Source organism: Pseudoalteromonas sp. DSM 26666 (genome assembly GCF_900116475.1).
Lineage (GTDB): Bacteria > Pseudomonadota > Gammaproteobacteria > Enterobacterales > Alteromonadaceae > Pseudoalteromonas > Pseudoalteromonas tetraodonis.
This window is the reverse complement of record NZ_FPAR01000009.1, coordinates 24,468-36,488: the sequence shown is the minus strand read 5'-3', so window position 1 is coordinate 36,488 and position 12,021 is coordinate 24,468. Positions and strand designations below refer to the sequence as shown.

Below are 12,021 nucleotides of genomic sequence, written 5' to 3'. Positions count from 1 at the left end.
CTTCGGGCTTCGGGCTTCGGGCTTCGCAGAAAAGCATATGCCTTTGCACTTGCAAAGGCTTTTCTTACGCCTATTTTATAATAATATTTTATTGCACTTAGGTTCGTAACACTCAACCCAAACTACGGCGCTATAATTTACTTCTGCCAGCTAAAGGCTGAAAGCTTACCGCTAAAAACTGCTCTAAACGTAAAAAGCCCCAGCTAATGCCGGGGCTTTTCATAAAACAGACTTAATTAAAAATTAAGCTTGTTTTGGACGTTCAACAACATCTACCAAAGTCCAAGATTTGTTCTTAGAGATTGGAGCGCATTCACGGATAGTAACTACGTCACCCGCTTTTGCAGTGTTATTTTCGTCATGTACGTGTAACTTAGTCGTACGTTTAATGAATTTCCCATAGATTGGGTGCTTCACGTAACGTGCGATAGCAACAGTGAAAGATTTTTCCATCTTGTCGCTGATTACACGGCCTTGAAGAGTACGAATTTTATCGCTCATTATTGACCTGCCTTCTGGTTAATAATTGTTTTTACACGCGCGATATCGCGACGTACTGTTCTTAGCGTGTGTGTCTGAGCTAACTGACCAGTGCTTGCTTGCATGCGCAGGTTAAACTGCTCACGAAGAAGACCTAGAAGTTCAGCATTTAGCTCTTCTACGCTTTTATCTTTTAGTTCGCTTGCTTTCATCACATTACCGTCCGAGTTACGAAAGTTGTTTTGAATGGCAGTTTACGAGCAGCAAGGTTAAACGCTTCACGAGCAAGCTCTTCTGAAACACCTTCCATTTCGTAAAGTACTTTACCAGGCTGAATTTCAGCAACCCAATATTCAACAGAACCTTTACCTTTACCCATACGAACTTCAAGAGGTTTTTCTGTGATCGGCTTGTCAGGGAAGACACGGATCCAGATTTTACCTTGACGTTTCACGTGACGCGTCATAGCACGACGAGCTGCTTCGATTTGACGAGCAGTCATGCGGCCACGACCAGTAGCTTTCAAACCGAAAGTACCGAAGCTTACTTTGTTACCGTTTTGCGCTAGACCACGGTTGCGGCCTTTATGCATTTTACGGAATTTTGTACGTTTTGGCTGTAACATTACTCGCTACCTCTACTTAGCACTTTTTTTGGCTTTCTTTGGTGCGCGTTTAGCTGGCTTCTCTTGCTCTTGTACTAGTGGTAAACCACCAATAACTTCGCCTTTGAAGATCCAAACTTTAACACCAATGATACCGTAAGTGGTTAAGGCTTCAGAAGTTGCGTAGTCGATATCAGCACGAAGAGTATGTAGAGGTACACGACCTTCACGATACCATTCTGAACGTGCGATTTCTGCGCCGCCAAGACGACCGCTAACTTCAACTTTAATCCCTTTAGAACCGATGCGCATTGCATTTTGTACCGAACGCTTCATAGCGCGACGGAACATAACACGACGCTCTAGCTGAGAGGCAATGCCGTCTGCTACTAGTTGTGCATCTAGTTCTGGTTTACGTACTTCAGAAATATTAATCTGAGCAGGTACACCAGCGATTTTAGTTACCGCTTGACGTAATTTTTCTACGTCTTCGCCTTTTTTACCGATAACAACACCCGGACGAGCCGTGTGAATAGTTACTCGGATAGATTTTGCTGGACGCTCAATAACGATTTTAGACACAGAAGCCGCTTTTAATTCCTTAGTAAGGAATGTACGTACTTTGTGATCGCCAAAAAGCTGTGCAGAGAAATCTTTTGAATTCGCGTACCAGGTAGAAACCCAAGGTTTAGATATACCTAGGCGAATACCAGTAGGATGAACTTTTTGTCCCATTACTTATATCTCCTAGCTATCTGAAACCACAACAGTGATGTGGCTTGTACGCTTAAGGATGCGGTCTGCGCGTCCTTTAGCACGTGGCATAATACGTTTCATTGTTGGACCATCGTCCACAAAAATCGTTGTTACACGTAGCTCATCAATGTCAGCACCTTCGTTATGCTCTGCGTTAGCAATAGCAGACTCAAGTACTTTCTTAACTAATACAGCCGCTTTTTTCGGGCTGTACGCCAGGATTTCTAGTGCGCGATCGACAGGTAACCCGCGGATCTGATCTGCAACTAGACGTGCTTTTTGCGCCGAACCAGAGGCGAATTTATGTTTAGCTAATGCTTGCATTTATCTTCCCCTCTTAACGTTTCTTCGCTTTCTTATCCGCAGCATGGCCACGGTAAGTGCGAGTTGGTGCAAATTCACCTAGTTTGTGACCGATCATTTCGTCAGAAACGAAAACTGGTACATGCTGGCGACCATTATGGACAGCAATGGTCAATCCGATCATGTTAGGTATGATCATTGAACGACGGCTCCAAGTTTTAATTGGCTTCTTTTCACCGCTTTCCAAAGCTTTCTCTACCTTCTTCAGCAAGTGTAGGTCTATAAAAGGACCCTTCTTGAGAGAGCGTGGCATGGCTATTCCTCAATATTACTTAGTACGACGACGTACTATAAATTTATCCGTACGCTTGTTCTTACGCGTCTTAGCACCTTTAGTCGGCTTACCCCATGGAGACACAGGATGACGACCACCAGATGTACGACCTTCACCACCACCGTGTGGGTGATCAACCGGGTTCATGGCAACACCACGAACTGTCGGACGAATACCACGCCAGCGATTTGCACCTGCTTTACCAAGTGAACGAAGCATATGCTCAGCATTGCCTACTTCACCTAGTGTCGCACGACAATCAGATTCAACTTTACGAACTTCGCCTGAACGAAGACGTAATGTTACATATTGACCATCACGTGCAAGGATTTGAACGTATGCACCAGCAGAACGTGCAATTTGAGCACCTTTACCTGGTTTAAGTTCTACGTTGTGAACAGTCGAACCTACAGGCATATTACGCATAGGTAATGCATTACCAGGTTTGATTGGTGCATCAACACCAGACTGGATTGCATCGCCAGCTTTTAAGCCTTTTGGTGCGATAATGTAACGACGCTCACCGTCTGCATATAATACAAGAGCGATGTTTGCGCTACGATTTGGATCATATTCTAAACGCTCAACAGTGGCTGGAATGCCATCTTTAGTACGTTTAAAATCGATTAAACGGTAATGTTGCTTATGACCACCACCGATATGACGAACCGTAATACGACCATTGTTATTACGACCACCTGATTTAGAGTTTTTCTCTAATAGTGGTGCGTAAGGTTTACCCTTATGTAAATCTGGGTTAACCACTTTAACTAGGTGACGACGACCCGCAGAAGTTGGCTTACACTTTTGAAGTGCCATAATTCTAACTCCCCTTATTACTCGGCGCCGCCGACAAAGTCCAGCTCGCTACCTTCTTTAAGAGTAACGTAAGCTTTCTTCCAGTCGCTACGACGACCGAAACGCATGCCAGTACGTTTTGTTTTACCCTTAACGTTAAGTGTGCGAACACCAGTTACTTCTACTTCAAAAAGCTTCTCAACTGCCGCTTTAACTTCAGCTTTAGTTGCGTCATTTGCTACTTTGAAAACAATCGTGTTGTTTTCTTCAGCAGCGATTGTGCTTTTTTCAGAGATGTGTGGAGCAAGGATCACTTTTAAAAGACGTTCTTCACGGATCATGCTAGCGCCTCCTCAAGTTGCTTAACAGCAGCAGCTGTAATTAGTACCTTGTCGAAAGCAATTAAGCTTACAGGATCGATACCAGCTACATCACGTGTGTCAACCTTGTACAGGTTACGTGCCGATAAGAAAAGATTTTCATCTACTTCTTCAGTCACGATAAGAACATCTTTAAGCTCAAGTTCTTTAAGCTTAGCAACTAGTTCTTTAGTTTTTGGTGCTTCAAGACCAAAACTTTCAACAACGATTAAACGCTCTTGACGAACTAATTCAGATAAGATGCTTTTGATCGCACCGCGGTACATTTTACGGTTTACTTTTTGGCTGTGGTCTTGTGGTTTAGCTGCGAAGCTAACGCCACCTGAACGCCAAATTGGACTACGGATTGTACCAGCACGTGCACGGCCAGTACCTTTTTGAGCCCATGGTTTTTTACCACCACCGCTTACTTCAGAACGTGTCTTCTGAGCACGAGTACCTTGACGAGCACCTGCTGCGTATGCAACAACTACTTGGTGTACTAATGCTTCGTTAAACTCACGTCCAAAAGTAGCTTCAGAAACTTCAAGAGCGCCAGAAGCGTCTTTAATTGCTAATTCCATCACTAAATCTCCAGGACTTATGCTTTAACAGCTGGTTTAACGATAACGTCACCGCCGATAGCGCCAGGTACTGCACCTTTAACTAAAAGCAGGTTACGCTCAGCGTCAACGCGAACTAGTTCAAGGTTCTGAGTTGTTACTTGCTCATTACCCATTTGACCGGCCATTTTCTTACCTTTAAACACCTTACCAGGTGATTGGTTTTGACCGATTGAACCAGGAGCACGGTGAGATAGAGAGTTACCATGTGTAGCGTCTTGCATGCTGAAATTCCAGCGCTTAACACCACCTTGGAAACCTTTACCTTTAGAAGTACCGGTTACGTCAACTTTGTTGATTTCGTTGAATAATTCAACCGTAAGCTCTGCGCCTACTTCAAAATCGCCTTCACCACCATTTAGGCGGAATTCCCACAGACCGCGACCCGCTTCAACACCAGCTTTAGCGAAGTGACCCGCTGTTGCTTTGTTTACACGGCTTGCTTTTTTAGTGCCTGCGGTTACTTGAAGCGCGTTATAACCGTCTGTTGCGTCAGATTTGATCTGAGCAATGCGGTTAGGAGTCGCTTCAATAACTGTCACAGGGATAGATACACCATCTTCAGTGAAGATACGTGTCATACCCACTTTACGACCGACTAGACCTAATGCCATTTTCCTAAAACCTCTCTAATCTTCCGATTAACCCAGGCTGATTTGAACATCAACACCAGCAGCAAGGTCTAAACGCATAAGTGCGTCTACAGTCTTGTCAGTTGGTTCTACGATGTCGATCAGACGTTTATGGGTGCGGATCTCGTACTGATCACGCGCGTCTTTATTAACGTGCGGTGATGTAAGTACAGTAAAACGTTCAAAGCGTGTAGGTAGTGGAATTGGACCACGTACTTGTGCGCCAGTGCGTTTCGCAGTTTCCACGATTTCCGCCGTTGATTGGTCAATCAAACGGTGGTCAAAAGCTTTTAGGCGAATACGAATGCGTTGATTTGACATTCTTAAACCTCAATATAAAGAGCATTTAAAGAGCATAAAAAAACGACCGAAACAATCTTAATAATTAAGATGCCGGTTGTTAGATTATATCTACGTTGAGTTCCAAATCGGAACTCCTGTTTATTAGCTTGAAATCCAAGCTTAATTTATTCTTTCTTGTTCCCGAGGGAATTTTGAAAGCCTGCGTATTATAATGATGCTGGTGATAAATGCAACAACTATTTAGACATAATTGCTTTGCAATTGTCGTTTAAATAACAGTCAAGTTTAACAATAGTGAACGTAATGGAAGTGATGATGTCACTATAATGTCATAGCTTGTCGATTAATCTGCAGAGGATCTTTGCGATAATATGTTATCCTATGCGCTAATTTTGCTGTTATATACCCATATTGGTTTGGGTAACTACTCTCTTATGGTGAGTCAATGCGTATTTTAAATTATGGTTTAAATCTTATCTCTGGTGGTATTAGCCGTTTGTTTGTTAAAAGCAAAGTACTGCCTGAAAAGCCGTTAGAGCAATTTGAGTTAAACCCTAAAAACCCGACCTTTTATATAGTGCGTTTAAATTCACGCTTTGATTTAGCGGCACTCGCGCGTGTATGTAAACGAAATGGTTTACCCGACCCAACCGAGCAGCAAGTGTTAGGTAACCAAGCGTTAGATCGTTTTATTGGCATTAAAAACCCACCACCGTTATTTGGTAATAAAGAAAAGCCTACCAACGCATTAGATCAGGGCAAGCAAATCATTGAGCACTTATTAAATAGTGGCCAAAAAAATGTGCAGGTTGTGCCTGTGACTATTTTATGGGGCAGAGCACCGGGCAAAGAGAAGCCAGGACTGAGTACTTTACTTTCGCACTCACTTACGCCCAGCTGGTTTAGAAAAATATTTGTTGTACTTTTTTCAGGTAGAGACAACTTTATTCGTTTTAGCCAACCACTCGATTTATCACTATTGGTGAACGAAAAAGCCGATGTAAATGAGCTTCCGCATAAACTACTTCGCGTAGCTAGAGTACACTTTAAGCGCCAGAAGCTGGCTGCCACAGGGCCTAAAATCCCATCTCGAGATCAATTATTTAGCTCACTACTGGCATCCCCAACGATAAAAAAAGCGATTCAAACTGAAGCGTCTGAAAAAAATATTAGCCAAGCCCAAGCGCGACAAAACGCATTAAAGCTTCTTGATGAAATTGCCGCTAATTACAGCGACGCCACCATTCGCGTTGCCGATCGCATATTAACCTGGCTTTGGAACAAGCTGTATAATGGGATTGATATAAAGTACACCGAGCAAATCCATGACCTAACCAACAAAGGCCATGAAATAATCTACATGCCGTGTCATCGTAGTCATATGGATTACTTGCTACTGACCTACTCTATTTACCATCAAGGGCTTGTTCCACCGCATATTGCAGCGGGTATTAACTTAAACTTTTTCCCAGCCGGTGGCATATTCCGCCGCAGTGGCGCGTTTTTTATTCGCCGCTCGTTTGCTGGTAACAAACTTTACTCAGCGGTGTTTAAAGAATACTTAAGCCAGTTATTTATCAAAGGTTACTCGGTAAAGTTTTATACCGAAGGTGGGCGTAGCAGAACGGGACGTTTATTACCCCCTAAAACCGGCATGCTCGCAATGACAATGCAAGCCATGTTGCGCGGTATAGACAGACCTATATCTATTGTGCCGGTATATATTGGTTACGAGCACGTCATGGAAATAAACACCTATTTAAAAGAGCTGGCTGGGAACGATAAAAAAGGCGAGTCGATATTAGGTATTTTTAAAGCGATTAAAAATTTAAAAAACTATGGTCGTGGTTATTTAAACTTTGGCGACCCTATTTCTATCAATCAGTATTTAAATGATAACCAACCTGACTGGCGTGAATCAATTCATGCAACCGATGTGCAAAAACCACAATGGTTAGGGCCGCAGGTGGCTAATCTTGCTGATCAGGTTATGGTTAAAATTAACAATGCCGCCGCACTTAACTCAGTTAACTTACTGGCGATGATACTGCTGGTAAACGATAAGCAGGCATTGAGTAAGCCAAAGCTGTTAGCTCAGCTTGAGTTTTACTTACGATTGCAACGTGAAGCCAGCTATAGCAGTAAAATAACCGCACCAGATGAAACACCAGAGCAGCTACTTGAACATGCCTTAAAGCTTAATAAGTTTGACGTGATCAGTGATGAGTTTGGCGAAATAATTGCGATAAGCGATAAAGAAAAAACCTTATTCAACTATTACCGTAATAACATTTTACATATTTTTGCGGTGCCTAGTTTAGTGGCGCTGCATTTATTTAAGCAACATCAAAGCACCGTAACTCAGTGCCATCAGCTGGTGAAATCTTTTTATCCGTTATTTGCTAAAGAGTGGTACTTGCAAGAGTTAGATGAGAGCTATGTTACTCGTATTTTAACTAACTTTAGTGATCAAGGCTTAATTGCGCTTGATGGTGATAACATTAAAGTGACTCAAAATAACGATAGCTTTGCCAAACTCGAAATGCTCGGTCGTGCATTGAGCTTTACTTTGCAACGTTATGCGATTGTGATTGGCTTTATTCAAACCAGCCAAGGGATTGAAAAAGCAGAGCTTGAACGTGAAAGCTATGTACTGGCGCAGCGCTTGGGTACGTTACATGGCATTAAAACGCCGGAGTTTTTTGACAAAAAGGTACTCAGTAGCTTTATTTCAAACCTACGCGAACAAAAGCTAATTAGTGAGTCAGATAATGGCTTACAAGGCAGTCCAGCGTTGTGCGAGACTTACAAACAACTACAAACGCTATTACCGGCACGTATTTGGCAGTCAATAACAGATATTGTGCACGCTCAATGCAAGTAAAATAAAGCCATACCCACTATATTGAAGGTATTCAATATAGTGGGTATTAGGATTAGCGCTGGCGCATTACCCCTTCTTGAATAGTAGAGGCTACCAAGTTTCCTTGGCGGTCAAAAAACTGCCCACGTACCAGTCCTCTTCCTGAGCTCGCGCTTGGGCTATCAATAGTATATAAAATCCAATCATCCATTCTAAACGGACGATGAAACCACATAGCATGGTCAATCGTCGCCACTTGCATATTCGGCTGCATAAACGACACGCCATGTGGTTGTAATGCGGTTGGTAAAAATTCAAAGTCGGACGCATACGCTAATAAATAGTTATGAATACGTTGATCGTCAGGCATATCGCCATTGGCTTTAAACCAAATATGTTTTACTGGTTCGATGGCTTCTGGTTTAAAGGGGTTATGAAAATTCACTGGGCGCATTTCAATCGGCATTTCACGAATAAATTTATTACGGATAGCTTCTGGAATATGCTGTGCATTTTCTTGATAAAACTCTAATGAAGAACGTAGCTCTTCAGGGGCAGGAACATCTGGCATGGTCGCTTGATGCGATAACCCTTGTTCATCACCTTGAAACGACGCCGTCATGTAAAAAATAGGCTTACCGTACTGAATCGCGCTAACACGACGCGTACTAAAACTTTTACCATCGCGAATCGTTTCAACGTCATACACTATCGGCTTTGCAGCATCGCCTGGGCGTAAAAAGTAAGAATGTAATGAGTGAACAATTCGCCCCGCTGGCAGTGTTTCTTTGGCTGCTGAAAGCGCTTGCCCCATAACTTGACCGCCAAACACCGCTCTAAAACCTAAGTCTTGGCTTTGTCCTCGGTATAAACCTTGTTCAATTTCTTCAAGTGATAACAACGACAATAAATCATCTAATACTTGGCTCATTATTTCTTCCTCAATCCCCTAATTTCTAAATGATACTATACAATACTGGAAAAATACCAACACACTGAGTGAGGAAAACTAATATGGCTTTTTGGCTATTTAAAACCGAACCCGACGCCTTTTCAATTGATGACTTAAAGTATGCACCTGAACAAACCACGTTATGGGAAGGCGTGCGAAACTACCAAGCGCGTAACTTTATCCGCGATGATGTTAAACAAGGTGATTTAGTGATGATTTATCATTCTAGCTGTAAACAGGTTGGTGTTGCGGGAATAGGAATTGTCACTAAAGCCGCTTACCCTGATCCGACTCAGTTTGATTTAAGTAGCGATTATTATGATGCCAAAGCAACCGTTGAGACCCCCCGTTGGTTTGTGGTGGAAGTAACCTACCATTCTCATCTCAGTAGCATAGTGAGCTTGCAAGCAATTAAGGCAAATGAGTCAGTGACAGACATTGCTCTTAAAAAAGGGGGGCGTTTATCGGTCATGCCAGTGACCGAAAATGACTGGAATGAAATTTTGAACATGGCTTAATAGTCGCAAAGGTAACATACATTTTTTCATTAAAAAGGCACTCCACCAGCGCAGCATAGCTTGGCTCAATTTCTCTTATGCCCTCATATTTGCTATGATCTGCGGCTTGTGCGCACTGGAGGAAAAATGAAATTACTATACTGGTTAGATGAATGGTTAACGCTCAGCGATAATGAGAAGCAAGCAAAACTACCTACCTCTGGTGGGGATTTACTCGGTGATGTGTATGTAAAATATCACTTTGTTGATCTCAACAAACCCCTGCTTTTTACTTTTTCACCTGCCGGTACTGATGTACAAGAGCGTGATTTGAACGAAGACTTTGCACCTTGGGGCTATCATTTAGCACAAAAGCAAAACGTTAATATTATTGCGTTTCAGCATTTGGGTAAAAGTAATTGGTTTCGTAACCGCAATTTAATCTTTTTTATTGAGCAACTATCAACCCTACTCTCTCCTTTTGAAACCAAGCTAGGTTATGGACTTAGTCGTGGCGGCTTTGCTGTGGGTGCATTTGCTAAATTACTCAAACTCGACAAAGTACTGCTTTTCCATCCTGTTAGCACTAAAAACAAACTTATCGCCCCTTGGGATGACCGCTCAAGTACCGACATTGCCCAACAATATGACTGGCAAGGTGACTACCATGATTTAGATTTAGGGGATGCACAGGGCTACATTATTTACGACCCAACCAACCGCATTGACCGCCAACACGCTAAACGCTACCAGCAGCTCACTCACTTACGCGTATTTGGGATGGGGCACGGCACTCATGCCACTTATTTAAATAAGTTTGGGTTTTATAAACAAGTGGCTATTGATTTTATTGCTAATCAACAAATCGACATTGCACAATTTAGGCTACAAACAAAAACACTGCGTTTAAAAGAGGATTATTATAAAAAACTTAATAAAGCCAATGCTAATTCGCCGCATCGTCAAGCGTTATTAAGTACCGCTCACACTATTTTAATCGACGAAAAAGCAGCGCACGTGCAAGAGCACCAAGAAAAAATTGATATTCAACCTTTAATAGACGTAGCCATTAAGCATCAAGATGAAAATCCAAATGATGCCATTAAACTATTAGAAGTGGCTCAACAGCTAGCGCCAGACGACCCGCTGGTTGAGCATAAGCTGAGACAATTAGAATAAGTAACAAAAGGTACTCATTCTTTACTTTTTCTTGGCGTGCCCTTGCTTGGGCACAATCGAAAAGTAAAGAATCAGCGCTATCCACGAAAAGAAGATAGCGCCGACTAGCCAGCCATTTTTTTCATGGCCTTGGCTACGCTTACTGTTAAGAATTATCATAATAGGGAAAATGTAAGCACATAAAACGATAATTAAAAACGCAATTTCAGTCATTATTTTTCCAAGCTAGGCCAGTCAACTTCATTACTCAATACTCGCTCTTGCGCAATGTAATGCAAAATATCTCCGGCGTTTACTGCATAATCTAAAGGCGGATTTAAATCCATATTTTTTGCACTTAAATTATGAGCCACACCTAACAATATTGCATCATGATCGTACTTAAAGTGATGAAATAATTTGCCAAACTCCATGGTTTTTACATTACTAGGGATTTGTAAACTAAACTGCGTATCACCATGCAAGGTTGATAATAGTTCCTCTTGTACACGACTTGAGCCTGGGTCTTGCATTGAGCGCACTAAAATCTCTGCCGATTTAGTACTGCTACACTCTACGTTGTGGCAATGCTCTAATAACATTTCCACTTTCGTTTCATCAAAAAAGTGCGCACTTATGTGACAATCTTCTTTGACTAAACGGCTAATACGCAGTGCGGTGGTAAATGTTTGGTCGTCATCTTGGCCATCAATAATCACTTTATCGGCGTGGCGAATGGCAACGCGTTCTAATTCATCCAAATCGGTGAAACTGGTTAGGCGAGCAAAATCAACATTCTCATTACTTAAAAACGGATGCTCTATTTGTTCAGTAACCGCTAATAAGATACGGCGATCTGTCCGCTTAGTATCAGCCAAAATGTAGTCGATCATTTTTTTGGTACGAGCATTATGCCAACCAAAAATAATAATATGATTGCTACTGTGAGCAAAGTTTTTATCACCAGTCATAGCGCGCCTAATTAAGTAAGTTACTGTTTGTCCTGTTTTACCCAACAAGACACCAAATAAAGCCAAACCAAAAGGTATTTGTATTAATGCGACAATCCATCGACCTAAGTCAGTTGATGGACTTAAATCCCCATACCCTACCGTTGAAGTGGTTACCGTGTAGTAGTAAAAAAAAGTACCCGGTGAAAGCAGTGCCTGCTCATTTGCCACTAACAATAAGCACCAAGTAAGCAGCATATGTAAGGATGTTGCTATTACAACAGACTGCCAACTTACCTGATCAATATGGCTGCGCAACAGCACAACAATACGTTTAAAAATATGATGCATAATTTTTTGTTAATCGATTGATTATTTAAATCATTTAGTAACACGATACTGCACATGA

General features: G+C 42.1%; 17 protein-coding genes. 3 read left to right on the top strand and 14 right to left on the bottom strand.

The window, feature by feature from the left end; translation table 11 throughout:
* Nucleotides 1–243 precede the first annotated feature (243 nt).
* Genes rpsQ through rpsJ form a run of 11 tightly spaced genes read right to left on the bottom strand, consistent with a single transcriptional unit; the run spans nucleotide 244 to nucleotide 5,210 of the window.
* Entirely contained in the window at nucleotides 244–501 is a 258-nt protein-coding gene (gene rpsQ / locus BM380_RS14950) for a 30S ribosomal protein S17 (protein WP_013463780.1), read from the bottom strand.
* On the bottom strand, nucleotides 501–692 hold the full coding sequence (gene rpmC, locus BM380_RS14945; RefSeq protein WP_004588692.1) for a 50S ribosomal protein L29: 192 nt from the start codon (nucleotides 690–692) through the stop codon (nucleotides 501–503). Before rpmC ends, rpsQ begins: the two co-directional genes overlap by 1 nt.
* Nucleotides 692–1,105: a 50S ribosomal protein L16 gene (gene rplP, locus BM380_RS14940; protein WP_008108352.1), complete on the bottom strand. Its 414-nt coding sequence runs from the start codon at nucleotides 1,103–1,105 to the stop codon at nucleotides 692–694. The genes rpmC and rplP overlap by 1 nt, the downstream gene beginning before the upstream one ends.
* A 12-nt stretch (nucleotides 1,106–1,117) precedes the next feature.
* Nucleotides 1,118–1,819, bottom strand: coding sequence for a 30S ribosomal protein S3 (rpsC, locus tag BM380_RS14935; RefSeq protein WP_008108350.1), 702 nt, complete (start codon nucleotides 1,817–1,819; stop codon nucleotides 1,118–1,120).
* Nucleotides 1,820–1,831: 12 nt separating this feature from the next.
* Complete coding sequence (rplV, locus tag BM380_RS14930; protein ID WP_004588690.1) at nucleotides 1,832–2,164, bottom strand: 50S ribosomal protein L22; 333 nt, start codon at nucleotides 2,162–2,164, stop codon at nucleotides 1,832–1,834.
* A 13-nt stretch (nucleotides 2,165–2,177) separates the two neighbouring features.
* Nucleotides 2,178–2,456 carry a 30S ribosomal protein S19 gene (rpsS, locus tag BM380_RS14925; RefSeq protein WP_004588689.1) on the bottom strand — a complete coding sequence of 93 codons (279 nt, stop codon included), beginning with the start codon at nucleotides 2,454–2,456 and terminating at the stop codon, nucleotides 2,178–2,180.
* Nucleotides 2,457–2,471: 15 nt separating this feature from the next.
* Nucleotides 2,472–3,296, bottom strand: a complete 825-nt coding sequence (rplB, locus tag BM380_RS14920; RefSeq protein WP_007376192.1) for a 50S ribosomal protein L2 — start codon at nucleotides 3,294–3,296, stop codon at nucleotides 2,472–2,474.
* A 17-nt stretch (nucleotides 3,297–3,313) separates the two neighbouring features.
* Nucleotides 3,314–3,616 (bottom strand): 50S ribosomal protein L23, encoded by a 303-nt coding sequence (gene rplW, locus BM380_RS14915; protein ID WP_008108343.1) that lies wholly within the window; start codon nucleotides 3,614–3,616, stop codon nucleotides 3,314–3,316.
* Nucleotides 3,613–4,218, bottom strand: a complete 606-nt coding sequence (gene rplD / locus BM380_RS14910) for a 50S ribosomal protein L4 (RefSeq protein ID WP_008108340.1) — start codon at nucleotides 4,216–4,218, stop codon at nucleotides 3,613–3,615. Before rplD ends, rplW begins: the two co-directional genes overlap by 4 nt.
* Before the next feature lie 17 nt (nucleotides 4,219–4,235).
* A complete protein-coding gene (rplC, locus tag BM380_RS14905) occupies nucleotides 4,236–4,871 on the bottom strand; it encodes a 50S ribosomal protein L3 (RefSeq protein WP_008108338.1) in 636 nt (211 codons plus the stop codon).
* Between the two features lie 27 nt (nucleotides 4,872–4,898).
* A complete protein-coding gene (gene rpsJ, locus BM380_RS14900) occupies nucleotides 4,899–5,210 on the bottom strand; it encodes a 30S ribosomal protein S10 (protein WP_002957900.1) in 312 nt (103 codons plus the stop codon).
* A gap of 427 nt (nucleotides 5,211–5,637) precedes the next feature.
* Here rpsJ and plsB point away from each other — a divergent pair, with 427 nt between their 5' ends.
* Complete coding sequence (gene plsB, locus BM380_RS14895) at nucleotides 5,638–8,076, top strand: glycerol-3-phosphate 1-O-acyltransferase PlsB (RefSeq protein ID WP_090495030.1); 2,439 nt, start codon at nucleotides 5,638–5,640, stop codon at nucleotides 8,074–8,076.
* Nucleotides 8,077–8,128: 52 nt separating this feature from the next.
* Here the strand turns inward: plsB and tesB are convergent, their stop codons facing one another.
* On the bottom strand, nucleotides 8,129–8,986 hold the full coding sequence (gene tesB, locus BM380_RS14890) for an acyl-CoA thioesterase II (RefSeq protein ID WP_013463778.1): 858 nt from the start codon (nucleotides 8,984–8,986) through the stop codon (nucleotides 8,129–8,131).
* Nucleotides 8,987–9,069: 83 nt separating this feature from the next.
* Between tesB and BM380_RS14885 the strand changes: the two genes are divergently transcribed.
* Both BM380_RS14885 and BM380_RS14880 read left to right on the top strand, forming a co-directional pair.
* Nucleotides 9,070–9,525, top strand: coding sequence for an EVE domain-containing protein (locus BM380_RS14885; protein ID WP_013463777.1), 456 nt, complete (start codon nucleotides 9,070–9,072; stop codon nucleotides 9,523–9,525).
* 126 nt (nucleotides 9,526–9,651) lie between these two features.
* Nucleotides 9,652–10,683, top strand: a complete 1,032-nt coding sequence (locus tag BM380_RS14880) for a hypothetical protein (protein ID WP_036955672.1) — start codon at nucleotides 9,652–9,654, stop codon at nucleotides 10,681–10,683.
* Nucleotides 10,684–10,704: 21 nt separating this feature from the next.
* On the opposite strand, the gene BM380_RS14875 is transcribed toward BM380_RS14880, so the two are convergent.
* Both BM380_RS14875 and BM380_RS14870 read right to left on the bottom strand, forming a co-directional pair.
* Nucleotides 10,705–10,896 (bottom strand): hypothetical protein, encoded by a 192-nt coding sequence (locus BM380_RS14875; RefSeq protein WP_013463775.1) that lies wholly within the window; start codon nucleotides 10,894–10,896, stop codon nucleotides 10,705–10,707.
* Nucleotides 10,896–11,963, bottom strand: coding sequence for a potassium channel family protein (locus tag BM380_RS14870; RefSeq protein ID WP_013463774.1), 1,068 nt, complete (start codon nucleotides 11,961–11,963; stop codon nucleotides 10,896–10,898). The genes BM380_RS14875 and BM380_RS14870 overlap by 1 nt, the downstream gene beginning before the upstream one ends.
* Nucleotides 11,964–12,021: the final 58 nt, after the last annotated feature.